The organism is Kineococcus sp. GCM10028916 (assembly GCF_042674865.1).
In the GTDB taxonomy this organism is placed as follows: domain Bacteria; phylum Actinomycetota; class Actinomycetes; order Actinomycetales; family Kineococcaceae; genus Kineococcus.
The window spans coordinates 236109-260710 of the sequence record NZ_JBHTFM010000013.1; the positions used below are offsets into that span (position 1 = coordinate 236109).

Below are 24602 nucleotides of genomic sequence, written 5' to 3' on the forward strand. Positions count from 1 at the left end.
TACCCAGCCGTGCGGGCGGGCCGGACGCGGGTGACGATGGGCCGGTGCACAGCAGACGCGAAGCCCTCGCCGCCGGGAGCGCCCTGGCGCTGGGCCTGCTGGCCGGCTGCTCCGACGGCAGCGGGACACCGGCCCCCACCAGCACGCCCGCCACCTCCGACCCGCCCGCCCCCGCGCCGACGTCGAGCACCGCGCCGGCCGACGCGCTGGCGGCGGCGACGGGACTGCCCGGTCAGCCGAGCGACATCGCGACGGGGTTGGACGTCCCGTGGGGTCTCGCGGTCCTGCCCGACGGCACGGCCCTGGTCACGTTGCGGGACGAGGCCCGCGTCGTCCGGATCGGCCCGGGGGTGCTCACCTCCCTCGGCACGGAGGAACTGGACGGCAAGGTCCCCGACGTGGTGCCCGACGGCGAGGGCGGGCTGCTCGGGATCGCCCTGTCCCCGCAGTTCGCGAGCGACGGGTTCGTCTACCTCTACCAGACCGCCCGCGCGGACAACCGCGTCGTGCGGTACACCCTCGCGCAGAACCGGCTGACGCAGGCCACACCGGTCCTCACCGGGATCCCGAAGAACTCCACCCACAACGGGGGCCGCATCGCCTTCGGACCGGACGGGATGCTCTACGTCGGGGCGGGAGACGCCCAGAACCGCCCCGCCGCCCAGGACGTGAACGCCCTCGGCGGGAAGATCCTGCGGATCCTGCCCGACGGCTCCATCCCCGCGGACAACCCCTTCCCGGGTTCGCGCACCTGGTCCTACGGACACCGCAACCCCCAGGGTTTCGGGTGGGACTCCACCGGGCGGCTCATCGCCTCCGAGTTCGGTCAGGACACCTGGGACGAGCTCAACGTCGTCCGCGGCGGCGGGAACTACGGCTGGCCCGAGGTCGAGGGTCCGGGTGACGGGGACGGGCGGTTCGTCGCCCCGGTCCAGACCTGGGCGACCGACGACGCCTCCCCCAGCGGTGTCGCGGTGACCCCCGACGCGGTCTACGTCGCGGCGTTGAAGGGTCAGCGGTTGTGTCGCGTGCCGTTGAACCCCGACGGCCCGACCGGGACCCCCGACGCCTACCTCGAGGGAACCCTGGGGCGGCTGCGCACCGTCGAGGTCGGTCCGGACGGGTCGCTGTGGATCCTCACGTCCAACACGTTCCGCGGGGAACCCCGCCCGGGCGACGACCGGCTCGTCACGGTCCCGCTGGTCTGACCCGGAACCCGGCCGGGCAACGGGAACCCGTTCGCGGCGGCCCGGTGTGCTGAACGTGGGACCGCCGGCGTGGTCTCCTGGCACCAGCGCTACCAGGCCGAGCCGGCCCACACCTGGTTGCGTCGGGTCGTCGTCGCGATCCTGAGCGAACTCAGTCCGCGCGCAGTTCCGACGGGTGCAGGCTGACCCGCAGGACGGGGAACGAAGCCACCGTGGCGAGTGCCGCGGCCGCCAGGACCACGACGACGAGGCCACCGAGGGACCCCCAGGGGACACCGACCGCGGCGACGACCTCGCGGTAGGTCCCGTCGGCCTGCAGGTCCGACCACGTGACGGAGGTGCCGAACAGCCCGCGCGCCGCCACGATCCCCGCGGCCGTGGCCAGGACGACCGCCGGGACCAGGGCCAGCAGGTTCTCGCCGAGGACGGAACGGGTGATCGTGCCCCGCGGTACGCCGACGGCGTGCAGCCCGGCGAGGACGTGGCGGCGACCGAGGACGCCGTCGACGGTGCCCACGAGCAGACCCGCCGCGGCGATGACCGCGCCGAGGACGAGGGCGAGGTTCACCAGGTCGAAGGTGTCCGCGTAGAACGTCGTGCCGTAGTTCGCGGTCTCGGCCAGGAACTTCGCCCGGATCCCCTGGGTGAAGGCGGCCAGCAGCACGACGAGCAGGAGCGTCGAGTTGGCCCGGCTGGTGTGGCTCGGAGCGGACACCATCCGGCGGGCGGCCAGCAGGAGAGCCGGCCGTGCGGTGCGCCGCGCGATGAACTCCCCGACGAGCGAGGCCAGGGTCGTCGTCCCCATCAGGAGCCCCGCCAGGGTCAACCCGATCGGCACGAGGAACAGGGCGACGGCGAACTCCGACGCGAGCACCCGGTGCGGGACGAACCGCAGCAGGCTCTCGAACGTCACCATCACCACCGTGCCCGCCACGAAGAGGATCGCGGGGACGATCCGACGGGGTTCCGGCGGCTGGGACCGGTCGACCCCGAACGGGGTGACCACGACCCGGCGCATCGCGAACGTCGCGAAGACCGCTGCCGCCAGGGGGATCGCGAGGACGAACACCAGGAGGACCGGCCACGGCGGGAGGACGTCGGTGGGGAACGGCAGCGCCGCCCCGGTCACCGTCTCGACGGTGGTGCTGTCGCCGTCGACGGTGGTCACGTCGTACGTGGCGGTGGTCGGAACGTCGAGCAGGACGCGGAGCGCGAAGAACAGACCGAGCCCGGCGACGGTCCCGAGCACGGCCGACAACCCCGTCTCCACCACCGCGACGCGGACGACGTCCCCCGGGGTCGCCCCCTGCAACCGCAGCGCGGCCAGCCGGCGGTCCCGCCCCGGCGCACCGATCCGGGAACACTGCCCCACGAAACCCAGGACGGGCAGGCACAACAGCACCAGGGCGGTGACGACCCCGACGTGCAGACCCGGTTGGTTCAGGACCTCGGAGGTGTAGGGGCCGTCGCCCGGCCCGCTGACCGCGACGCTCGCCGCCGCGCTCAGGGCCACGGTGGCCACGGCGGAACCCGTTGCGGTGAGGGCGATCCGGGTCCGGTCGGCGCGACCGCCGGAGACCGCCAGCCGGAGCAGGGTGGTGAACCGCGCGCTGCCGTCGGCGTGGAGCAGCGGGACGGTCGTCGTCGTCGCGGTCACCGGCCGGCCTCGATCAACCCGTCGCGCACGACGACCTCGCGGTCGGCGTAGGCCGCGATGCGGGCGTCATGGGTGACCAGCAGCACCGTCGTCCCCACCTCGCGCACCGCCCGGGTCACCTGGATCATCACCTGTTCCCCCGCGAGGCTGTCGAGGGCACCCGTCGGTTCGTCGGCGAACAGGACGTCAGGGCGGGTCACCAGCGAACGCGCCGCGGCGACCCGCTGCGCCTGCCCACCGGAGAGTTCCCCGGGTCGTCGCCCCGCGAGTTCCGCCACGTCGAAGCGGGCCAGCCAGTCCGTCGCCGTGGCGATCGCCGACCGTCGCCGGATCCCCGACAGCAGCAACGGCATCGCCACGTTCTCGGCCGCGGTGAGCTCCGCGACCAGGTGGCCGAACTGGAACAGGACCCCGAACCTGCTGCGCCGGAGGCGGGAACGTCTCCCCTCCCCCGCGTCGTCGATCCGTCGCCCCCCGAGGGCGACGGATCCGGCGTCGGGGACCTCGATCCCCGCGAGGCAGTGCAGCAGCGTCGACTTCCCCGAACCCGAGGGTCCGGTGATGGCGACGACCTCGCCCTGGCGGGCGGCGAAGTCGACGCCCCGCAGGGCCGGGGTGTTGCGGTAGGACTTCACCAGACCCTGAGCACTCAGGTGTGGTTCCACGACGTGACCTCCTCGGTCAGGACTGCCGTGCGGGCCATGGCGTTCTCGATCCAGAGCAGGTCGGCGTTGAGGTGTTCCAGGGCGTAGTCGGCGGCCAGCAGTTCCGCGATCGCCACACCGGGTTCGGTCTTGGCCCGGGTGTAGTCCCGCATCCGCTGCAGGTGCGCTGCTCGCTGGCGGCGCAGGTAGTCCTGCGCCGCAGGCTCCCCCGCCGTGAGCACCGCGACCGTGAGCTTCACCGCCAACGGGTTGGCGACGAACGGAGCCGGTGGTTCGACCTCGCCGAGCCACCGGCGGAGTTCCTCCCGACCCTCGGGGGTCAACCCGTAGGCCGTCCGGTCCGGTCCACCGTCCCGTTCCGGTTCCCCCTGGACGACGAGACCGTCGCGGGAGAGCCGGGCCAACGTGGCGTACACCTGGGCGCTGGCCAGGGGCCGGGCGGCCGGGAACTGCTGGTCGTACCGACGTTTCAGGTCGTACCCGTGGCGTTCCCCGGGTACGAGCAACCCGAGGAGCGCGTGGCCGACCGTCACGTGGGCCACTATGCACCACGTGACTAGTCGGCGGAAGCGATCACCCGAAAGCCGTGTCGTAGAGGGCCTGCAGTTCCGGGGAGGCCGGACCGCTCAGACCGCAACCGGTCAGCCGGCCGCCGTCGGCGCTGAGCAGGTAGTCGGTTCCCGCCGCGAACGGAGCCGGACCGTCCTCGGACGACTGGGCCCCCACCTGCTCGACCCGCACCTCCTCGGAGACGGAACCCCGGTACCGGTGGGTGACCTCGAGGGTGACCTCACCCCCCGAGACCGCCACGGCCCGGGCCGCGAACGCGGTGTCCTGGTCGGTGAGCAGGTCGGGGCTCAGGACCGCGCAGGAGGCGGTGGGGTCGGTGACGGCGGCGGTCAGCCGGGTCACGGAGGGGTCGCCCCGGCCCACGGCCCCGAGGACCACGACCCCGAGGACCACGACGGTGGCCGCCACCACCCCCACCCCCGCGCCGAGGAGGATGCGGGTGCGTCCGCGGGGCCGGGCCGCGCGTCGTCGCGGTGTCTCGGTGGTCATCGTGTTCTCCGCCTTCGCTCGGACGTGGTGGGTCGACAGGGGCGTCAGGTCCCGGGCCGGGTCGACCTCCTGGAGCAGTGCGCGCAGTTCGTCGTCGGTCACAGTTCCTCACCCCCCTCCACCCCGTTCCTGTCCGGCACGGACGGGGTTCTTGCACCCTCGCTCAGTCGGGCCCGCAACCGCGCCTTCGCCCGGTGCAGCCGGACCGTCGCGGCGTTGACGCTCACCCCGAGGACCACGGCGATCTCGCGGGGGGCGAGCTCCTCCCACGCCCACAACCGCAGGAGTTCGGCGTCGCGGTCCGTCAGTCCCCCGAGGGCGACGGTGACGATGTCGACGGCGCCTTCCGCGCTCGCATCGCGGCCCGGTGCGGCGTGGCTCGGTGCAGCGCCGGGCGGGTCGAGGTGCAGGATCCGCTGGAGCAGCCCGAGGCGGCGACGCTCCGAGCGTCGGGCGTTGGCCAGGCAGTTCCGCGTCACCCCGAGGGCCCACGCCACCGGGGCGTCGACGGGAACCTCGTCCAGGCGCCGCCAGCAGACCAGCAACGTCTCGCTCAGCACGTCCTCGGCGCTCGAGGCGTCGGTGCGCCGGGCGAGGTAGCGGCGCACGGGCTCCACCACGTCGTCCAGCAGCACCGCGAAGCGGTCCTCGGCGTCGGCGTGCACGGTGGTCCCCACACTCCCTCGTGTCCGGCGCCGGGTGCGCTCTTACCGTGGGACGCGGCGAGGTCTCCTCGGGATCCACAACGGGACCGTCCGTCGGTACCCGGCGTACTCCGCGCCGAAGCGCTGTGCGAGGAACCTCTCCTCGGAGGGGCGGATCACGAACTGCCACAGCAGCGCCCCGGCGGGCGGCACGAGGTAGTACAGCGGCCGGCCCAGCAGGAGCGCGACGCCGACGGTCTGACCCACCCCGCAGATCGCCATCGGGTTCCGCACCCACCGGTAGGGCCCCTCGACGACGAGCCGCGCGGCGGCGTCGAAGGGGACCGGAGTCCCCTCCCCCCGCGCCATCGCGACCGCGCACCGGATCCCGGCGGCGCTGGCGGCCACCAGGACGACGACACCGAGCACGCGGCCACCGGGCAGCAGGTGACGCTCGATCCCCAGGAGGAGTTCCACGAACCGCAGGACGACCGGCAGCGCGACGAGGGCGAGGAACCAGACGACCAGCATCCAGCCGAACGTCTTGGCGAGGTGGCGACGGGGCGAGGCCGGTCGCGACACCCGGTAGAGCCTCACCGGGCCCCTCGCGGTACGGAGCGCAACGCGACCGCGCTGGCGAGGGTGGCCAGGGTCATCGCGACGGCACCGACCGCCCCCTCGCCCGCGGCGAGCACGTGGCCGAACGTCAGGACGGTGCTGTACCCCACCGCTCCCGTGGTGATCCCCGCCACCGCGACGGCCGCGGGGTGGCCGGTCACGATCAGCCGCGCGGCGAGGAGGGAGGCGATTCCGAACGCCACGTCGGGAACGAGGAACGACTGCAGGACCTCCCGGTCGCCGAGTTCGAAGAGCGCCCGGAACTCCGGCCACACCGCCAGCGCCACCCACCACGCGGGCACCGCGATCCCCTGCAGCGCGAACCAGGCGGCTGCCGTTCGGGGCGGGATCACCCGACCATCATCACCTCCCGCGCGACGTCACGACCGTCCCGGGGAACGCCTCCACCCGCTCGGTCCCGGACGTCGGCCACCGCTCCCGCTCCTCCGGCCTCCCGTCGCCACCGCGGGTCGAGGTGCGGACCGCCCCGGTCCAGCCCTCCGCGGCCGTGCCAGGCTGGCGGGGTGTTCGACCAGCTCAACGCCTTCGTCACCGCCCACGCGGGGGCCCCGTGGGTGCTCGTGGTCGTGCTGGCGCTGTCGGCGCTCGACGCGTTCCTACCCCCGTTGCCCAGTGAGTCCGTCGTCATCGGCCTGGCCGCCATCGCCGCCGACACCGGCCACCCGAACCGCGTGGCGCTCTTCGTCTGCGCGATGGTGGGGGCGTTCCTCGGCGACAACCTCACGTACACGATCGGGCGGCACTCCCCCCTGCGCGGCTGGATCGCGGGCCACCGCCGCCTCGAGCACGCCTTCACCCGCGCGGCGGAGGAACTCCGGAAGCGGGGGGCGTTCGCGATCCTCGCCGCCCGCTACGTGCCGGTCGGGCGGATCGCCGTGAACCTGACGGCGGGCGCGGTGCAGTTCCCGCGACGCCGGTTCCTGGGGCTCAGCGCCCTCGCCGCCTGCACGTGGGCCGCGTACTCGATCGCGATCGGTTCGCTGGCCGGGCAGTGGATCGAGTCCACCCCCCTGGTCGGGGCGTTGCTGGGCATCGTGATCGCCCTCGTCCTGGGCTTCCTCGTCGATGCGGTGCTGCAACGCGTCGTGCGTCCCGGCCGGGCATGACCCGGAGCAACCGCCGCCTCGCGCTCGCCGCCGCGGCCATCGTCCTGCTCGCGGGTTGCACGACGCCACCCGCTGAGCCTGCGCCCACCAATCACCCGACCACGACGAACCCCACCGTCACGAGTTCCCCGACCCCGAAGGACCCCGGGTTCGCGGCCCTGGAGCAGGAGTTCGGGGCCAGGCTCGGGGTCTTCGCCCTCGACACGGGCAGCGGCCGGACGCTGGAACACCGCGCCGACGGACGGTTCGCCTTCGCCTCCACCTACAAGGCCCTCGCGGCCGCCGCGGTGCTCGACTCCGGCGCCGACCTCGACCGGGTGGTGACCTACTCCGCGGCGGACCTCGTCGCGTACTCGCCCGTCACCGGGAACCACGTCGGAACCGGGATGACCCTGGGCGACCTCGCGGAGGCGGCCATCACGGTCAGCGACAACACGGCGGGGAACCTGCTGCTCGACGAACTCGGCGGGCCGGCGGGTTTCGAGCGAGACCTGCGGGCCCTGGGCGACGACGTCACGCAGGCCGACCGCGAGGAACCGGGGGTCAACGACGTGCGCCCCGGCGACGACCGGGACACCACCTCACCGCGGGCGTTCGGGCGGGACCTGCAGGCCTACGCGCTGGGCGACGCCCTGGACCCGGACGACCGCGCCCAGCTCGTAGAGTGGTTGCAGCGCACCACGACCGGCGACGACCAGATCCGCGCCGGGGTTCCCGCGGGGTGGGTCGTGGGCCACAAGACCGGTCACGCGGGCGTGTACGGCAACCAGAACGACGTCGCGGTGCTCTGGCCCGCGGACGGTAGGGCCCCGTGGGTCCTCGTGGTGTTCTCCGACCGTCCCGAACCCGACGCCGAGTCCGACGACGCGCTCATCGCGCGCGCCGCCGGACTCGTCGTCACGGGGTGGAACTGAACTCAGCCGACGCGTTCCAGCACGAGTTCGCGGATCCGGGCGGCGTCCGCCTTGCCCTTCATCTCCTTCATGACCTGGCCGATGAGGGCCCCGGCGGCCTGCGCCTTGCCGCCGCGGATCTTCTCGACGACGTCGGGGTTCGCGGCGACGACCTTGTCCACGGCCGCGTTCAGCGCCCCGTCGTCCTGCACCACGATCAGCCCGCGCCGCTCGACGACCTCGGCCACCGACCCCTCACCGGCGAGGACACCCTCGAGGGCCTGACGGGCCAGCCCGTCGGTGAGCTTCCCGTCCTCGAGCAGCTTCGCCAGTTCGGCGACGTCGGCGGGGGTGACGGTCAGGTCGGCGAGGGCGACCCCGTCGACGTTGGCGCGACGGGCCAGTTCCCCGGACCACCACTTGCGGGCCGCGGCGGGCGAGGCGCCCGCGGCGACGGTCGCCTCGACGATGTCGACGGCGCCCGCGTTGACGAGGTCGCGGAACTCCAGGTCGGAGAAACCCCACTCGGCGTGCAGCCGCTTGCGACGCTCCGCCGGCGGCTCCGGCAGGGTCGCCCGCAGTTCCTCCACCCACGCCCGGTCCGGGACGATGGGGACGAGGTCGGGTTCCGGGAAGTACCGGTAGTCCTCGGCGTCGGACTTCTCCCGGCCCGAGGTGGTCACCCCGGTGTCCTCGTGCCAGTGCCGGGTCTCCTGCACGACCTTCGCGCCGGAGCGCAGCACGGCGGCGTGGCGGGAGACCTCGTAGCGCACGGCCCGTTCGATGGACCGCAGCGAGTTGACGTTCTTCGTCTCCGACCGCGTCCCCAGCGGGGAGGTCGGGGTCGGGCGCAGGGACAAGTTGACGTCCGCGCGGACCGACCCCTGTTCCATCTTCGCGTCGGACACGTCGAGGGCGCGCAACAGGTCGCGCAGCACCGCGACGTAGGCCCGGGCCACGTCGGGAACCCGGTCGCCGGCGCCCTCGAGGGGGCGCGTCACGATCTCGATGAGCGGGATCCCGGCGCGGTTGTAGTCGACCAGGGAGTAGTCGGCACCGTGGATGCGGCCGGTGGAACCCCCGACGTGCAGGGACTTCCCGGTGTCCTCCTCCATGTGGGCGCGCTCGATGAGCACCCGGTAGGTGAAGGCGGGTTTCGTCCCGTCCTCGCTCGCCGGGACGTCGACGTCGAGGTACCCGTCGAAGGCGATCGGCTCGTCGAACTGCGACGTCTGGAAATTCTTCGGCATGTCCGGGTAGAAGTAGTTCTTCCGGGCGAACCGGCAGCGCTCCGCGATGGAGCAGTTCAGCGCGAGGCCGATCCGGATCGCCGACTCCAGCGCCTTGGCGTTCAGCACCGGCATCGCCCCGGGCAGCCCGAGGGACGTCGGGTCGACCTGGGTGTTGGGCTCGGCGCCGAACGCGGTGGGCGCCCCGGAGAACATCTTCGTCGCGGTGTTCAGCTCGACGTGCACCTCGAGCCCGAGGACGGGGTCGAACTCCCCGATCGCCTCGTCGTAGTCGACCAGTTCGACGCTCACGCCGAGACCCCCTGCCACGTCGGAACCTTCGCGAGCAACGGCCCGCCCCACTTGTCGTTCAACCGTGCCTCCAGCGCGGCCCCCACCCGGTACAACCGGTCGTCGGCCTGCTGGGGGGCCAGGATCTGCAACCCGACCGGCAACCCGTCGGACAGGCCGGCCGGGAGCGACATCCCCGGGATCCCGGCGAGGTTCGCCGGGATCGTCGCGACGTCGCCGGCGTACATGGCCAGCGGGTCGTCGAGCTTCTCGCCCAGCCGGTACGCCACCGTGGGCGCGGTCGGCGAGACGAGCACGTCGACGGAACCGAAGGCGGTGTCGAAGTCGCGCTGCACCAGGGTGCGGACCTTCTGCGCGCTGCCGTAGTAGGCGTCGTAGTAGCCGGCGGAGAGGGCGTAGGTGCCGAGGATGATGCGGCGCTTCGCCTCCTCGCCGAACCCGGCGGCGCGGGTGGCGCGCATGACGGCCTCGGCCGTGACGTGCTCGCCCTCGGGGACGACCCGCAGGCCGTAGCGCATCCCGTCGAACTTGGCGAGGTTGCTCGACGCCTCGCTCGGCAGGATCAGGTAGTACGCGGCGAGGGCGTGCACGATGTTCGGCAGGCTGAGCTCGACGACCTCCGCACCCGCGGCGCGCAGTTCGTCGAGGGACTCGTCGAAGCGGGCCTGGACCCCGGCCTCGTAGCCCTCGCCGGAGAGTTCCTTCACGACCCCGATCCGCACGCCGGTGAGGTCGCCGGTGGCGCCGAGCCGGGCCGCGCCGACGACGTCCGGCACCGCCGACGGGATCGACGTGGAGTCGTAGGGGTCGTGGCCGGCGATGACGGCGTGCAGCAACGCGGTGTCCATGACCGTGCGCGCGCACGGACCGGCCTGGTCCAGCGAACTGGCCAGCGCGATGAGGCCGTAGCGCGAGACCGCGCCGTAGGTCGGCTTGACGCCGACGGTACCGGTGAGGGCCGCGGGCTGGCGGATCGAGCCCCCCGTGTCCGAACCGACGGTCAGCGGGGCCTCGAAGGCCGCGAGCGCCGCCGCGGAGCCACCGCCGGACCCACCGGGGATGCGGGTCGGGTCCCAGGGGTTGCGGGTGTCGCCGTAGGCGGAGTGCTCGGTCGTCGAGCCCATCGCGAACTCGTCCATGTTGGTCTTGCCGAGGACGACGAGGCCGGCGGCGTGCAGTTCGCGGACGACGGTGGCGTCGTAGGGCGGGACCCACCCCTGCAGCATCCGGGACCCGGCGGTGGTCGGCAGGCCCTTGGTGGTCAGGACGTCCTTGACCCCGACGGGGACCCCGGCCAGCGGGCCGAGGTCGGCCCCGGCGGCGCGGTCGGCGTCGATCTGACGGGCACGGGCCAGCGCGCCCTCGTGGTCGACGTGCAGGAACGCGTGGACCCCGCTGTCGTTGACCCCGGACGTGGGCCCGTCGACGGCGTCGATGCGGTCGAGGTGGGCCCGGGTGACCTCCTCGGCGGAGACGACCTTGCTGCGCAGCCCCTCGGCGAGCCGGACGGCGTCCCACTGCACGAGCTCGTTGACGCTCACGCTTCCTCCCCCAGGATCTGCGGGACGCGGAACCGGCCGTCCTCGCTGGCGGGGGCGCCCGCGAGCGCCTCCTCCGCGGTGATGCCGGGACGGACCACGTCGGGGCGGGTCACGTTGACCAGGGGCACGGGGTGCGAGGTGGCGGGGACGTCGTCGGTCACCACGGACGACACCTGGGCGACGGCATCGAGGACGGCGTCGAGCTGGCCCGCCATGCGGTCCAGCTCCTCGTCGGTCATGTCGATGCGCGCCAGGCGCGCGAGGTGCTCGACCTCGGAACGGGAGATAGCGGACACGATCGGTGAGTCTATGCGGGGAGCGCGTCGGACTCCCGTGAGCGGTCGGCGAGCCAGGTGCGGAACGCGGCGGGGGCCAGGGGGCGGCTGTGCAGGTATCCCTGGGTCTCGTCGGCGCCGAGGTCGCGCAGCACGCCGAGGGCCTCGAGGTCCTCGACGCCTTCGGCGATGACCCGCAGGCCGAGGCGGTGGGCCAGGGCGACGGTCCCCTCGACGATGGCGGCGGTGCGGGGTTCGGTGGTGATGCGCAGGGTGAAGGCCCGGTCGAGCTTGAGCTCGCTGGCCGGCAGGTCGGTGAGGTAGGCCAGCGAGGAGTAGCCGGTGCCGTAGTCGTCGATGCTGAGCGAGATGCCGCGGGCGACGAGGCTCTCGGTGACCTGGACGGCGAGGTCGGGGTCGTCCATGAGGGTCGTCTCGGTGATCTCGAGGACGAGGCGGGTGGGGTCGAGCCCGGTGCGCCGCAGGACGGCGTCGACGGTGGGCAGCAGGTGGGGCGAGGCGAGCGAGCCGGCGGAGAGGTTGACGGAGACGCGCAGCGGCACACCGTCGACCTCCCAGTCGGCGACCTCGCGGGCGGCCCGCTCCAGCAGGTGCGCCGTGAGGTCGTCCATGAGGCCGTTCTCCTCGGCCAGGTCGAGGAAGCGGTCGGGGCTGAGGAACCCACGTACGGGGTGCTGCCAGCGGACGAGGGCCTCGACGCCCACCACCCGGCCGGTCCGCACCTCGAGCTGGGGCTGGTAGTGCAGGAGGAGTTCCGCCTCGGCGCGGGACGGGTCCTCGAGGGCCGCACGGAGGTCGCCGATCAGGCTGAGGCGGTCGCGGGCACGGGCCTCGAGCTCGCCGTCGTAGCAGGCGACCCCGCGCTGGCCGCTCTTGGCCAGGACCAGCGCGGCGCCGGCGCGGTGCACGAGGTCGGCCGTGCCGGGGTCCCCGGCGGCGGTGGTGGCCACCCCGATGCTGGCGCTGATGCGGGTGCCCAGGCGTCCGGGGGTGGGCAGCTCGCGCACGACCCGTTCGAGGCGCGCGGCCAGGCGGAGCGCCACGGCCTCGTCGGCGTGCGCGAGCAGGACCGCGAAGGTGTCGCCGGCGCTGCGGGCGACGAGCGCCGTCGGCGGGGCGGCGGCGCGGACGGCCTCGGCGAGGGTGACGAGCAGCTGGTCCCCGTCGTGGTGACCGAGGCGTTCGTTGACCAGGCCGAAGTCGTCGACGTCCACCTTGAGCAGGGCGGCGCCTGATCCGCTGTGCGCGAGTTCCTCGACCTGGTCGACGAGGGCCCGTCGGTTCCCGACCCCGGTGAGGTCGTCGGTGCGGGCCTCCACGCGGGCCCGGGCGAGTTCGGAGAGCTGGCCGAGGTGACGGGCCAGGCAGATCGCGCTGCCGAGGGCGGCGAGGGAGCCCCAGAGGATCGCCGTCGGGGTGAGGTCGTGCACGCAGGCGAGGGCGACGACGCAGAAGGCCGTGACGAGGACGAGCATCGCGCCGCCCGCGGAGACCTCGGCGTTGACGATCACCCGGGTCGGTGTGCGGGCCCGCAGGACCGCGGCGCCCATGACGAGGACCCCGGTGGCGCCCGCGGCCTGGACGGCGGTGAACCCGGCGCCACCTTCGACGGCGACGAAGCCGTCGACGAGGGCGTAGGCCAGCAGGGACCCCCCGAGCGACCAGATGCGCACGTCGCGGGCCAGCCCGGCGGTGCGGGCGACGACGAGCGTGGTCCCGAGCAGGACGAGCAGGATCCCGACGGTGAGCAGCCACACCTGCACCTGCCACCAGGCCCAGTCGCCGAAGTCGGCGGGCAGGTGCGGGAGCAGCAGGTTCCCCGCGGCGACGACGACGAGCACGGCGCTGCCCGAGGTGAGCGCCTGCCCCCCGGCCAGGACGTGGCGGACCTGGGAGTTCCAGTGGAACAGCCCGTGCATGATGAGGGGCCCGGCCACGAAGGTGCCGAGACCGAGGGGGATGCCGGTCCAGAACCCGCGACCGTCCAGGACGCCGACGGCGAGGTCGGCGGTGGCGGTCAGGAGGAGCACGACGCCGGCGGCGCTGAAGGCACGCCACGTGGTCGGCGACATGCCCCGGTCGAACCCCGGGTCCCGCCGCCGACGGTGCAGCAACAGCGTCCCGGTGAGCATGGCGAGCAGGAGGAAGGCGCTGATCAGCCGACCGTCGAGGTGACGCGAGGCCCGGTCGGCCAGCAGGCCCGCCCCGCCGACGACGAACGTCGCGAGCAGTGCGTTACCGGGAAGTCGGTTCACAGTCCCACCTATCGGTGCGCCCGGCGGAACCGTCAACCCCGATGATCGTTGTGTGACTCAGGTCACCAACGATCGCGGGTCACCGTCCCCGGTCGACGAGGCGCGAGAGCACGATGACGGAGTCGGTGGCGGAGATGTTCGCCTCGTCCCGGACCCGCTCCAGGGCCTGCTCGAGGTGCTGGACGTCGCGGGCCAGGACGTGGATCAACGCGTCGGCGGGGCCGGTGACGGTGTAGGCGCCGACGATCTCGGGGATCCCCTGCCAGGCCCGACGCAGCTCCGCCGGGGAGACGGTGCCGTGGCAACGGACCTCGACGAAGGCCTCGGTGCGCCAGCCGAGCGCGGCCGGGTCGACGACGGCGGTGAAGGAGGCGATGACGCCGTCGGCGACGAGGCGGTCGACGCGGCGCTTCGCGGCCGGGGCGGAGAGGCCGACCCGCGCGCCGAGTTCGTTGTAGGTCGCCCGGCCGTCCCGGGCGAGCAGGACGAGGAGCTCACGGTCGACGTCGTCGAGGTCGCGCAACGCATCTCCCGTTCCGCCGCGTCACACGCAGGGAACCTGCGCGCCGACGCAGCGGATCGGCCTTGAGCTGCGTCGTGGGGAATCCTAGCGTTGACGTCGTGACCGCATCGTTGACCGAGACCTCCCGCGCCGACCGCGTGGCCCGCCCCCGCCACTTCGTGATGTGCCGCCCGACGCACTTCACGGTCTCCTACGAGATCAACCCGTGGATGGACACCACGCAGGCCGTCGACGCCGACGTGGCGCTGGCCCAGTGGGAGGAGCTCAAGGCCACCCACGAGCGACTCGGCCACACCGTGGACGTCGTCCCCGGCGTCCCCGGGCTGCCCGACATGGTCTACGCCGCCAACGGGGCGCTGCTCACCGCCGAGGGCAACGTCGGGGTCCGCTTCACCCACCCCGAACGCGCCGGCGAGGCCGAGGCGTACGCGAGCTGGCTCGAGGAGAACGGCTTCGGTCCGGTGCACCGCCCCGTCGAGACCAACGAGGGCGAGGGCGACCTGCTCGTCGTCGGCGACCACCTGCTCGCCGGGTTCGGGTTCCGCACCGCCCTGACCGCGCACGCGGAACTGGCCCGCGTCCTCGGTCGTGAGGTCACCTCGCTGGAACTCGTCGACCCGCGGTTCTACCACCTCGACACCGCGCTCACCGTCCTCGACGACGACCCCGCACACCCCGACGTGGCCTACTTCCCGGGCGCCTTCTCCCCCGCCGCCCAGGCCGTCCTCCAGCGGCTGTTCCCGGACGCGCTGCTCACCGACGAGGAGACCGCCGCGGTGCTGGGGATGAACGCGGTCAGCGACGGCCTCCACGTCGTGCTCTCCCCCCGCGCGCAGCGCTACGCCGACCTGCTGGCGGAACGCGGATACCAGCCGGTCCCCGTCGACCTCTCGGAGCTGCTCAAGGGTGGCGGGGGCGCCAAGTGCTGCACGCTCGTCGTGCGTCGCTGAACCGGGACCGAGGATCCGAGCGCCACGATCCCTCCACGCCCGGTCGTGGAGGGTGGTCTGGTAGCCGTCGGGGTCCGCCAAGGTGAACGTCCGGCCGAAGGGGCCGTCGATCGGCGCGACGACGATACGCTGCCTGTCGGTGAGCAGCGCGTCGTGGATCGCACACATGGCGCCGACGTGCAGCCAGATCGCGACGCCGGTACCGGGCTGGGCGACGGCCACGAGTCGGTGACGGACACGACCTCTCGCGCGGCGAAGGCGATGGGCTTCGCGTCGAAGACGACGGCGCGCGGGGGGCCGGTCGACGAGCGGACCAGACCGAGGTACTGCCCGTAGAACGCCTGCGAGACGACGAGGACGCGCGCCTGACGGGGGAGGGAGTCGGGACCGGTGACGGGCCTGCGACTCTCCTCGTTCGTGTCAGGGCATGACACGAGGGACGCGGTGTCGAAGTGCTGACACGAGTCAGGACGGCACCGGAGTGGACCTGGAGACCTCGGTGGACTGCGTGCTGGAGAGACGTCGAGTGCACTGCGTGTCGCCCTGGAGGACGTGCTGCATCCCTCCCCTGGGGATGACTGTCACCCACTGCTCCTGCCTCGAACTGCTGGCGCAACGACCGGGTCCGTCGAACTCGGACCTGGCGTGGGGCGTTCGTGACCCGGCAGTCGATGAACGTGCTCCTGCGGAACCTCGAACGCGACGGCTTCGCGACCCGCCCCCGACGAGGCGCCGGTCGGGAAGGTCCTCCCGACCCCGGCTCATCCCCCGCGGTCGACGCAGCCTCGACCGGGCGACCGCGACGGTGCGCGACATGGAACTCAGGATGCTGTTCGGCATGACCCAGGCCGAGGCCGCGAACGTGTTCCGGAGCCCGAGGAACATGACCCGTTCCCCGCGAGGGCGGTTTCCACGACACGTCAGGCGCGACCGCAGCGGGTCAGGCCGTGCACCCGGGTCCCTCCTCAGCCACTGCTCAGCGCTCAACGGCCCGCGCCAGGGGACCAGGTGGTGCCCGCTCCCACGACTGCCGACGCCGCCTCAACGAGCCCCGAACCAGCCGGCTCGAGTCGGCACCTCCACGGAGAGCCAGTCACGAACGAGGGGCAGGTCATCGACATCCCTCAACGCGTCGTCCAGAGAGTTCAGCGTCAACTGCGCCGTCTCGGCGGCCAGTTCAGCCAAGTGCCCGCCCGCCACCGCCAAGCGCCGCTCGAGTCGATCGAAGTGGTTCAGTCGCACGCTCTCGAACCGCTTGTTGCCGAAGAACTTCAATCCGAGGTCCTCGTCACCATCGTCCCGGTAGGGCGCCGTCGACACCAGGTCGTAGACCGGTGAGAGTGTCGCCCTGCGGCGATCTCCGTAGATCAGGGACCAGTTCTTGAGGTGCGCATCGCCGTTCCCGACGACCACGTTGAAGGTGATCCGGCGGACGAACTCGTTCAAGGCGGAGCGGTCGTGTCCCCGGTAGGCCAGAGCCGCAACGGTGACGAAGTCTCCGTCGTACTTGGCATCGGGATAGAAGTCGCGGACCTGTGCGAAGTCTTCGATGTGGATCAACTGCCGGTCTGGTCCACGATCGAATCGCCGGACGGCGTAGGCGAGATCCTCTCCTCCTGGCCAGGCGACCTCTGGCAACGAAGGCAGGTCGTCCTTGCGGAAGAGGCGGTGCTCGGGAACGTCCATCCCGCATCGCGCAGCCCACGACATCATGGCCGCCTCGTTCGAGGGGACACCGGGATGGACCGCATCGGGCAGCTTGACGATCCAGTCACCTCCCTCACCGTGAGCAGGAAGAGTGAGCCGGTCCCCGACCTGCAGCAGGGAGAACTTGAGACCGACCCCGGCGAGGGAGAACCGCACACGCTCCGTCCTCTCCGGTGTCTCCGGAGCAGCCGGCGCGACACCGGCCTCGAGAGGTGGGATCTCGCCTCGGTCAGGCAGCACCTGCACAGCCCCTGGCAGATCGTGGCCGACCTGGGCCAAGAGCTCCATCTCACGGTCGGCAGCGACTCTCCGATCCTCGGCTATCCACTGACGCAACCGCCCCTCCGGGAGGAGGTTCGAGAACCACGCGGGGACTCTCAGCGCAGCGCTCCGTTGCCGCCAGGGATCATCTTCGAACTGCAGACCGAGCACGGATCGATCGGTGGATCGCCAGTAGTCGTTGTCCATCACGAACCGCGTGAAGTCACCCCACTGGTGGAGCACACCGACGGGACGACCGTGCAAGACGACCGTGTGGCGCCGCTCAGGCAGGGTCAACAGTTCCACCCGCCGGCGAGGGCGCGACACGATCCGGTTCGAGGAGATCGTCGCGGAGCTCGACGTCGTCATCGAGATCGAACTCAGCCAAGGGAGGGGTGGTGTCGAAGTCCACGCCACTCCGTCGGGTCACGAAGTCGGTCAACAACGATGTGAGCTCCTCTTCCCGGAGGCGGAGGAACCCGTCGACGTCTTGGCGGGCCAGAGCGTCGGACGCGGCCGACGAAACCGCGTGGGAGGCCAGAACCATCTCGACGTCCGCGGTCTCGACCCAACCCAGCAGCTCGTTGCCGGCGAGGACGAGTTCGGCGTCGACGTCGTCGACGGGTTGGATGATCCGGTTCGCCGACGAAGCGGTCAGATCTGCGGGCACACGTCGACGGGGGATGATCTCCAGTGTGAGGACGGCGGCGGTCTCGCTGTCGTCCAGCGAACTCGAGAGATCGTCCAAGGTCAACGCGGCGCCCGTCGAGAGGGCACGCGGGGCGCGCTCCCAGAGCGCACACAGGAGAACCCTCGTCGAGGCGACGTTCGTCCGGAAGTTCGCCGTTGAGGGCAGCGGGAGCGCCTCGACACGTTCCACGCTGTCCAGGAGACGCTGCACGGAACCCGATTCGTCATCGGCGTGGATCATCGTGCACGACTGTCGCATCGCGCCCGTGGTGCTGCCTTTGAAGAGTTGAGGACCACGAAGAGCGGCACGCCAGAACCAGCGGACCAGCAGCTCCAGGTTGCGAGGGTGCGGATCGGGGAAGAGCGCGAAGTAGCGCGTGAGAACCACGAGGAGGTACCGGTAGGGCAGGAACGAGAAGTGAGGCACCCCGGCCTGCGACTGCAGGAAGGACGTCACGGCCAACATGGCGTCCAGACCGCGCTGGTAGGCGTCCTGCTGACTCTCGTGTCCCCACGGCAACTCGTCGTCGGCTCCTTCTCGACGGACGAATTCGCGGTTGACATCGCGCGTGACGTTCGGTCCACGGCGAGCCAGCAGAGCACGCAGAACCGTGTCGTCGTCGATCCGGCCGAACGTGGTGTTGGCGTCGATCTGCTCAGCGACCTGGCCGATGGTGAGGGCTTCTCCACTCTCACCCTCGCGGGGGGAGTAGAGAGCCGAGAACACTTCGGCGCGCCGCAAGCGCTTGCCGGCGTTGTTCATCCGGTCGAAGATCTCGCGGAGGACCTGCTCGTCACGTTCCTCCACGACGGAGGCCGGCAGTTCGAACTCTCGCAGTCGAACGTTCACGTCGTTCAGCTCTTCAACCGAGTCTGCTGCACCCGGATGCGCTTGGACCCAGGACAACAGACGCCGCAGATCGAAGATCGTCGGTAGCGGAACCGCAAGTCCCGGGGCGTTCTCGACGTGGCGCACGATGGCACCGTGGTAGAGGGAGTAGTCGAGACGAAACCTCTCATCCAGCGCATACGCCTCGGGACTCACCGCGTTGACCAGGCTGGTGACCCGTTGCTGGCCGTCCACCACCCACAAGGCCTCGCGAGCGGGAGCCGCGGGAACGTTCAACGCACCGATGCGAGTCTCGGGCGCGGCAACGTCGCGCTTCCAGAGCAGAACCGATCCCACGGGGAAGCCCCGCAACACGCTGTCGAAGAGCCGAACGACATCTCGTCCGCTCCAGCGAAAATCTCGCTGGAACTGAGGGACTCGAACCTGTCCACCCCCGACCAGACGGACCAGATCAGCCATCCTGAAGGTCGTGGCGCTCGGCTGCCGGAACAGCGACGGTTGGTCGATGGTCATGCGGGCGCACCTCCGTCGGCTTCGGGGTCAGGTGACCTTACCGCGTCGGGCCCGCCCTCGAGCAGGGCGACGAAACCCTCCTCGTCGAGGACCCGGACCTTCAACTGCTCGGCCTTGTCGGCCTTCGTCCCCGCGGCCTCCCCGACGACGACGTAGTCCGTCTTCTTCGAGACGCCGCTGGAGGCCTTGCCGCCGCGCGACAGGATCGCCTCCTTCGCCTCGTCGCGGGAGAACCCGGTCAACGAACCGGTGACGACGATCGACAACCCCTCCAGCACCCGCGGGGTCGTCTCGTCGCGTTCGTCCGCCATCCGCACCCCGGCCTCGCGCCACTTGCGGACCACGTCGCGGTGCCAGTCGATCGCCAGCCACTCGACCACCGCGTCCGCGATCGTGGGGCCGACACCCTCGGCGGAGGCGATGTCCTCGGAGCTCGCCTCCTCGATCGCGGTCATCGACGCGAACCGGTCGGCCAGCGCACGGGCGGCGGTGGGGCCGACGTGGCGGATCGACAACCCGACGAGGACCCGCCACAGCGGTTGCGACTTGCGCTCGTCGAGGTTCCTCAGCAGGCGCTTCCCGTTGGCGGACAGCGCACCCGCCTTCGTCGTGAACAGCGGGACGCGGATCAGGTCGTCCTCGGTGAGGGTGAAGAGGTCGCCCTCGTCGGTGATGACCCCGGCCTCCAGCAACGCCGTCGCGGCCTTGTCGCCGAGGGCCTCGACGTCGAAGGACCCCCGACCGGCGAGGTGGAAGACGCGTTCGCGCAGCTGCGCCGGGCAGCTGCGGGAGTTGGGGCAGCGGATGTCGACGTCGTCGGCCTTCTGGTGGGCCAGTTCCGTCCCGCACTCGGGGCAGTGCGTCGGCATCACGAACTCGCGTTCGTCACCGGTCCGGGACTCGACGACCGGGCCGAGGACCTCGGGGATGACGTCGCCCGCCTTGCGGACCACCACGGTGTCACCGATGAGGACGCCCTTGCGCTTGACCTCGTCGGCGTTGTGCAGGGTCGCCATGCCGACCGTCGACCCCGCTACCAGGACGGGTTCGAGCACCGCGAACGGGGTGACCCGCCCGGTGCGACCCACGTTGACCTGGATGTCCCGCAGGAGCGTCGTGACCTCCTCGGGCGGGTACTTGTAGGCGATGGCCCACCGCGGTGCGCGCGAGGTCGACCCGAGCCTGCGCTGCAGGGGGACCTGGTCGACCTTGACGACGACCCCGTCGATCTCGTGCTCGACGTCGTGGCGGTGCTCGCCGTAGTACCGGACGTAGTCCGCCACCTCGGGCAGGGTGTCCACGACCCTGACCCGAGGGGACGTCGGCAGCCCCCAGGCGGCGAGCTTCTCGTAGGCCCCGGACTGCGAGTCGTTCTCCATCCCGCGCCGCGCGCCGATGCCGTGCACCAGCATCCGCAGCGGACGCGTCGCGGTCACCCGGGGGTCCTTCTGCCGCAACGACCCCGCGGCGGCGTTGCGCGGGTTCGCGAACGGGGGCTTCCCGGCCTCGACGAGCCCCGCGTTGATGGCCGTGAAACCCTCGAGGTGGAAGAACACCTCCCCGCGGACCTCGAGGAACTCCGGGACGTCCTCCCCGCGGAGGTGGTGCGGGATGTCGCCGATCGTGCGGACGTTGAAGGTCACGTCCTCCCCCGTCCGACCGTCGCCGCGGGTGACGCCGCGGACGAGGCGGCCGTCCTCGTAGACGAGGTCGATGGCGAGGCCGTCGATCTTCGGTTCGCACAGGTAGCGGGCCCCCGCGCCGACCTCCTTCTCCACCCGGGCCGCCCACGAGGAGAGCTCGTCAGTGGAGAAGGCGTTGTCGAGGCTGAGCATCCGCTCGGGGTGGTCGACGGCGGTGAACTCCGTCGAGAAGGTCCCCCCGACGGTCTGGGTGGGCGAGTCGGGGGTCCGCAGCTGCGTGTGCTCGTCCTCGAGCGCGCGCAGCTCCTTCTCCAGCTCGTCGTACTGCCCGTCGCTCAGCGGCGAGGAGTTGCGCACGTAGTAGGAGAAGCGCGCACCCTCGATCTGGGCGACGAGCTCCTCCCAGCGGTGCCTCGCAGCGGGCGGGACCAGACCGTCGTCGTTCACGGGAGCCATCCTGCCGCGCAGGTCCGACACGTGCCCGCGAGCGGGTCAGGGCCGACTGGTCAGGGCCGGGGCGTCGCGGTCGGCCGCCGCAGGACCACGAACTCCAGGTCGTCGCGGCGGGGCCGGCCGAACCGTTCGTCGCCGTAGGGGAACGGGCGCCGCTCACCGGTCGCGACGAACCCGAGCCGTTCGTACCAGGCGATGAGGTCCTCGCGCTGGGCGATGACGGTCATCTCCAGCGCGGGCGCTCCCCAGCGCCGCACCGCCTCCGCGTCGGCGTGGGCGAGCAGCCGGGCGCCGATGCCGCCGCCCTGGGTGGCGGGGTCGACCGCGAAGGTCCCGAAGTAGCCGAGCTCCCCGACCCGTCGCAGTTCGCAGCAGCCGACGGTCCGGCCGTCCCGTTCGGCCAGCAGCAGGGTCGCGTCGGGCGCCTCGAGCACGGCGGCGATCCCCGCCTCGTCGGTCCGGCGGCCGTCCAGCAGGTCCGCCTCGGTCGTCCAGCCGGCCCGGCTGGAGTCCCCCCGGTAGGCCGACTCGACGAGGGCCACGACGGCGGCCACGTCGGCGGGTTCCGCCTCGCGGAAGGTCAGGTCAGTCACCGGAGGCCTCCGCCATCGCCCCGGCCGCCTCGCGCAGCCGCGTCAGCAGTCCCCGCACAGCCGCGGGGTCCGTCTGCGACAACCCCTCGGCCGGGGTCACGACGACGTCGGCCAACCCGGTCGCGGGCAACCCGATCCGTCGCCACGGCACCCGCACCACGTCGACGAGCGCGGCGACCGCCGGCGCGGTCCCGGTCACGGGCAGGATCCCCGCCCACAGCCGCAGCCCGTCCTCGATCCCCGCCGCGACCGACTCCCAGCCCGCCACGCCGAGGTCGCGGACGTCGAGCGCGATGCCGGCCGCACCCGCCTCCCGGACCAGCGCCCAGGGCGCGTCCTCGGCCCGCAGCCGGACGACGGGCTCGGCGCCCGCGTCACGGACGGCGGTGAGGACGTCGCGCAACCCGTCGCGCACGAGCGAGCGGTCCACGGAGCGCAACGTCCCGTACCCGGACTGGGTCGGGACCCGGCCCTCGAGGACGGCGGCGAGGGAGGGTTCCTCCACGTGCACGACGACCTGCGCACCGGGGACGAGGCGCCGCACGTCGCCGACGTGGACCCGCAGCCCCTCGGCCAGCGAGGCGATCACGTCGCGCCGGGCGCCGTGGTCGGAGACGGCGCGCTCGCCGCGGTGCAGCTCGACCGCGGCCAGCAGCGACCACGGCCCCACGACGGCGAGCGCCAGCGGGCCGCTCCAGCCGTCGGCGGCCTCGGCGAGCTCGTCGAGGTCGGCGCGCAGGAACGACGCCGCCCGCCCGGCGTCGCGGCCGGGGGCGTCGACGAAGCGCCACCCCGCGGGTTGCAGGTCCACGTGCAGGTCCACCAGCAGCGACGCCGTGCGTCCCAGCGCGTCCGCCCCGGGCCCCCGGGCCGGCAGCTGCGGCAGGTGCGGGACGTGCGGGGGTTCGCCGAGCTCACCGAAGACGGTCCGTGCGGCCTCGCGCGGGTCCTCCCCCGGCATGGATCCGACGGCGGCGGCCGTTCCTGGTGCGTTCTCTGACACGTCGCGACCGTAGCGCGGCGGGGCGGGTCCCCCGAAGGGAGGATGCGACGATCACCGCTCGCCCGGTGACACCGGGGTCGCCGGTGCGGGTGGATGGACGGGCTCACAGCCGACACCTGGGATCCACCGAGGTCCCGGGCGACCCGGGAGGTCCACCCGTGCCCCACCGCCGACCCGCCGTCCTCGCCACGGTGAGCGCCTTCGCGCTCGCCGGGCCCCTGCTGATGGCGGTGCAGCCCGCCGGCGCGCAACCCTCCGCCCCGGGGGTCCAGCGCCCCGCCACCGTGGAGGAGGCGCAACGGGAGTTCGAGGCGCGGACCCCACAGCGCTACCGGGACCAGGACCTCGCCTGGACCCCGTGCACACCCGCGCAGATCGGGGTCCTCAACGCCCTCGTCGGGGGTCTGGAGTGCGCGCAGGTGGCCGTCCCGCGCGACTGGAACGCCCCGGAGGAGGGCGACCCGCTGCAGGTGACGATCAGCCGGGTGCCGCAGGCGGGTCCCCGCCCGCAGCGGAGCATCATCACCAACCCGGGCGGACCGGGAGGCGCGGGTCTGACGCTGGCCACACTGGGTTCCTCGATCCCGGCGCTCGCCGCCACCGAGGTCATCGGCCTCGACGTCCGGGGCACCGGGGCGAGTTCGCCCCTCACCTGCGGCGGCGACCTGACCTCGGCCTACGGTGCGCTCCCCGACCCTCACGACCGCTCCCCCGAGGCCCTCGCCCTGACCGCGAAGGTCGTGCAGGCCGCGGCGGACGCCTGCGCGGACGACCCGCTGAAGGACGTCGTGAACACCCGGCAGACGGTGCTCGACGTCGACCTGGTCCGCGACGCCCTCGACCGGGACACGATCGACTGGGTCGGCTACTCCGGCGGGACCTGGCTGGGCACGCAGTTCGCGACGCAGCTCCCGGGCCGGGTCGGGCGCTTCGTTCTCGACTCCACCGTCGACGCGACCGCCGGCTACGAGCAGGTCTTCTCCTACCAGCCGATGGCCTTCCAGCGCCGCTTCGAGCAGGACTACGCCCCCTGGGTCGCGGCCGGGAACTCCGTCTACGGCCTGGGTTCCACCGGCGAGGAGGTCGTCGCGACCTACGACCGGCTGCGCGCGGACCTGGCCGCCCGGCCGCTGGAGATCCCGGGTCTGCCCCTCGACGGCACCGTGCTCGACGCCCTCGTGGCGCAGTCGATGTACAGCGGGTCGAGCTTCGGTCAGCTCTCGTGGTTGCTCTCCGGCGTCCAGCTCCTCCACGACCTGCGGGGCCCCGCTGACGCGCAGGCTCCGGCGGCCCTGAGCTCGAGCGTCGCCGCCCTCGCCCGCGCGTTGGCCCCCGCACCCTCGGCCGCCGAGAGCCAGACGGCGACGTTCGCCGCGACCACCTGCAACGACAGCCCGTGGAACCGCAGCCAGGAGCACTGGAACGCCGTCGGGGACGAGCAGGGCGCGAAGTACCCGCTGCTGGGCTACGGGCAGTCGGCCCAGATCTGCGCGTACTGGGACCGCGCTGACCTGCGCCTGCCGGAGGTCGACGGCGCCGACCTGCCGCCGCTGCTCATCGTGCAGTCCCGCCACGACCCGGCCACCGCCTACGAGGGTGCCGTGAAGACGCACGAGGCGCTGGGTTCCTCGATCCTGCTGACCGTCGAGGACGAGGGTGACCACGGCATCTACGGGATGGGCAACGCCTGCGTGGACGACGTCGTCGACGCGTTCCTGACCACCGGGGCGGCCCCGGCCGGCGACCTCTCCTGCGAGGGGGTCGGGCTGCCGCCGGTCACCGGCGGGTCCGGGGAGGACCTGCTGGCGAAGGTGCTGCGGGCGGCCCGCGCCGGTTCCTCGATCTGAGGAACCCCGCCCGGCCCGGGTCCGTCCTCCGACGGACCCGGGTCGAGCCCTCGGCCCGTTGGCGG

At 72.5% G+C, this 24602-nt stretch carries 22 protein-coding genes and 2 pseudogenes; 6 read left to right on the forward strand and 18 right to left on the reverse strand.

Annotated features, from left to right (window positions below; all coding sequences use genetic code 11):
* Nucleotides 1–44: 44 nt before the first annotated feature.
* Nucleotides 45–1208, forward strand: coding sequence for a PQQ-dependent sugar dehydrogenase (locus ACFQ46_RS12540; protein ID WP_380259799.1), 1164 nt, complete (start codon nt 45–47; stop codon nt 1206–1208).
* Between the two features lie 151 nt (nt 1209–1359).
* Here ACFQ46_RS12540 and ACFQ46_RS12545 read toward each other — a convergent pair whose 3' ends face one another.
* Genes ACFQ46_RS12545 through ACFQ46_RS12575 form a run of 7 tightly spaced genes read right to left on the reverse strand, consistent with a single transcriptional unit; the run spans nt 1360 to nt 6204 of the window.
* On the reverse strand, nt 1360–2865 hold the full coding sequence (locus ACFQ46_RS12545; protein WP_380259800.1) for an FtsX-like permease family protein: 1506 nt from the start codon (nt 2863–2865) through the stop codon (nt 1360–1362).
* A complete protein-coding gene (locus ACFQ46_RS12550; protein WP_380259801.1) occupies nt 2862–3530 on the reverse strand; it encodes an ABC transporter ATP-binding protein in 669 nt (222 codons plus the stop codon). Before ACFQ46_RS12550 ends, ACFQ46_RS12545 begins: the two co-directional genes overlap by 4 nt.
* Nucleotides 3515–4063, reverse strand: a complete 549-nt coding sequence (locus tag ACFQ46_RS12555) for a PadR family transcriptional regulator (RefSeq protein WP_380259802.1) — start codon at nt 4061–4063, stop codon at nt 3515–3517. Before ACFQ46_RS12555 ends, ACFQ46_RS12550 begins: the two co-directional genes overlap by 16 nt.
* A gap of 40 nt (nt 4064–4103) precedes the next feature.
* Complete coding sequence (locus ACFQ46_RS12560; RefSeq protein WP_380259803.1) at nt 4104–4691, reverse strand: hypothetical protein; 588 nt, start codon at nt 4689–4691, stop codon at nt 4104–4106.
* Nucleotides 4688–5266, reverse strand: a complete 579-nt coding sequence (locus tag ACFQ46_RS12565; RefSeq protein WP_380259804.1) for an RNA polymerase sigma factor — start codon at nt 5264–5266, stop codon at nt 4688–4690. Before ACFQ46_RS12565 ends, ACFQ46_RS12560 begins: the two co-directional genes overlap by 4 nt.
* A 30-nt stretch (nt 5267–5296) precedes the next feature.
* On the reverse strand, nt 5297–5815 hold the full coding sequence (locus ACFQ46_RS12570) for a methyltransferase family protein (RefSeq protein ID WP_380259805.1): 519 nt from the start codon (nt 5813–5815) through the stop codon (nt 5297–5299).
* Nucleotides 5816–5826: 11 nt separating this feature from the next.
* Nucleotides 5827–6204, reverse strand: coding sequence for a hypothetical protein (locus tag ACFQ46_RS12575; protein WP_380259806.1), 378 nt, complete (start codon nt 6202–6204; stop codon nt 5827–5829).
* Between the two features lie 171 nt (nt 6205–6375).
* Between ACFQ46_RS12575 and ACFQ46_RS12580 the strand changes: the two genes are divergently transcribed.
* Together ACFQ46_RS12580 and bla are read left to right on the forward strand one after the other, a co-directional pair.
* The gene (locus ACFQ46_RS12580) at nt 6376–6978 is read left to right on the forward strand and encodes a DedA family protein (protein ID WP_380259807.1); all 603 of its coding nucleotides are present in this window, start codon (nt 6376–6378) and stop codon (nt 6976–6978) included.
* Nucleotides 6975–7892: a class A beta-lactamase gene (gene bla / locus ACFQ46_RS12585; protein WP_380259808.1), complete on the forward strand. Its 918-nt coding sequence runs from the start codon at nt 6975–6977 to the stop codon at nt 7890–7892. Before ACFQ46_RS12580 ends, bla begins: the two co-directional genes overlap by 4 nt.
* A 2-nt stretch (nt 7893–7894) precedes the next feature.
* Here bla and gatB read toward each other — a convergent pair whose 3' ends face one another.
* The 5 genes from gatB to ACFQ46_RS12610 all read right to left on the reverse strand — a co-directional run bounded on the left by gatB (nt 7895) and on the right by ACFQ46_RS12610 (nt 14027).
* Entirely contained in the window at nt 7895–9412 is a 1518-nt protein-coding gene (gene gatB, locus ACFQ46_RS12590; RefSeq protein ID WP_380259809.1) for an Asp-tRNA(Asn)/Glu-tRNA(Gln) amidotransferase subunit GatB, read from the reverse strand.
* Complete coding sequence (gene gatA, locus ACFQ46_RS12595) at nt 9409–10953, reverse strand: Asp-tRNA(Asn)/Glu-tRNA(Gln) amidotransferase subunit GatA (RefSeq protein WP_380259810.1); 1545 nt, start codon at nt 10951–10953, stop codon at nt 9409–9411. Before gatA ends, gatB begins: the two co-directional genes overlap by 4 nt.
* Nucleotides 10950–11249, reverse strand: a complete 300-nt coding sequence (gene gatC / locus ACFQ46_RS12600; RefSeq protein WP_380259811.1) for an Asp-tRNA(Asn)/Glu-tRNA(Gln) amidotransferase subunit GatC — start codon at nt 11247–11249, stop codon at nt 10950–10952. Before gatC ends, gatA begins: the two co-directional genes overlap by 4 nt.
* 11 nt (nt 11250–11260) lie before the next feature.
* A complete protein-coding gene (locus ACFQ46_RS12605) occupies nt 11261–13504 on the reverse strand; it encodes a putative bifunctional diguanylate cyclase/phosphodiesterase (protein WP_380259812.1) in 2244 nt (747 codons plus the stop codon).
* Between the two features lie 79 nt (nt 13505–13583).
* On the reverse strand, nt 13584–14027 hold the full coding sequence (locus ACFQ46_RS12610; protein WP_380259813.1) for an Lrp/AsnC family transcriptional regulator: 444 nt from the start codon (nt 14025–14027) through the stop codon (nt 13584–13586).
* A gap of 98 nt (nt 14028–14125) precedes the next feature.
* Here ACFQ46_RS12610 and ddaH point away from each other — a divergent pair, with 98 nt between their 5' ends.
* Nucleotides 14126–14977, forward strand: coding sequence for a dimethylargininase (ddaH, locus tag ACFQ46_RS12615; RefSeq protein WP_380259814.1), 852 nt, complete (start codon nt 14126–14128; stop codon nt 14975–14977).
* Nucleotides 14978–15016: 39 nt separating this feature from the next.
* On the opposite strand, the pseudogene ACFQ46_RS12620 reads toward ddaH, so the two are convergent.
* Nucleotides 15017–15411: pseudogene (locus tag ACFQ46_RS12620) on the reverse strand (VOC family protein); the annotation flags it as partial.
* Here ACFQ46_RS12620 and ACFQ46_RS12625 point away from each other — a divergent pair.
* Nucleotides 15405–15878, forward strand: a pseudogene (locus tag ACFQ46_RS12625) (MarR family winged helix-turn-helix transcriptional regulator); the annotation flags it as partial. The pseudogenes ACFQ46_RS12620 and ACFQ46_RS12625 overlap by 7 nt on opposite strands.
* Nucleotides 15879–16018: 140 nt before the next feature.
* On the opposite strand, the gene ACFQ46_RS12630 reads toward ACFQ46_RS12625, so the two are convergent.
* The 5 genes from ACFQ46_RS12630 to ACFQ46_RS12650 are packed head-to-tail and all read right to left on the reverse strand — an operon-like array spanning nt 16019 to nt 22690.
* Entirely contained in the window at nt 16019–17251 is a 1233-nt protein-coding gene (locus ACFQ46_RS12630) for a type II toxin-antitoxin system HipA family toxin (protein ID WP_380259815.1), read from the reverse strand.
* Nucleotides 17229–18998 carry a DUF262 domain-containing protein gene (locus tag ACFQ46_RS12635; RefSeq protein WP_380259816.1) on the reverse strand — a complete coding sequence of 590 codons (1770 nt, stop codon included), beginning with the start codon at nt 18996–18998 and terminating at the stop codon, nt 17229–17231. Before ACFQ46_RS12635 ends, ACFQ46_RS12630 begins: the two co-directional genes overlap by 23 nt.
* Complete coding sequence (gene ligA, locus ACFQ46_RS12640) at nt 18995–21097, reverse strand: NAD-dependent DNA ligase LigA (protein WP_380259817.1); 2103 nt, start codon at nt 21095–21097, stop codon at nt 18995–18997. The genes ACFQ46_RS12635 and ligA overlap by 4 nt, the downstream gene beginning before the upstream one ends.
* Nucleotides 21098–21147: 50 nt before the next feature.
* Nucleotides 21148–21687, reverse strand: coding sequence for a GNAT family N-acetyltransferase (locus tag ACFQ46_RS12645; protein ID WP_380259818.1), 540 nt, complete (start codon nt 21685–21687; stop codon nt 21148–21150).
* Nucleotides 21680–22690, reverse strand: a complete 1011-nt coding sequence (locus ACFQ46_RS12650) for a methionine synthase (RefSeq protein ID WP_380259819.1) — start codon at nt 22688–22690, stop codon at nt 21680–21682. The genes ACFQ46_RS12645 and ACFQ46_RS12650 overlap by 8 nt, the downstream gene beginning before the upstream one ends.
* A gap of 158 nt (nt 22691–22848) precedes the next feature.
* Here ACFQ46_RS12650 and ACFQ46_RS12655 point away from each other — a divergent pair, with 158 nt between their 5' ends.
* Nucleotides 22849–24537, forward strand: coding sequence for an alpha/beta hydrolase (locus tag ACFQ46_RS12655; protein ID WP_380259820.1), 1689 nt, complete (start codon nt 22849–22851; stop codon nt 24535–24537).
* The last annotated feature ends 65 nt before the right edge of the window (nt 24538–24602 follow it).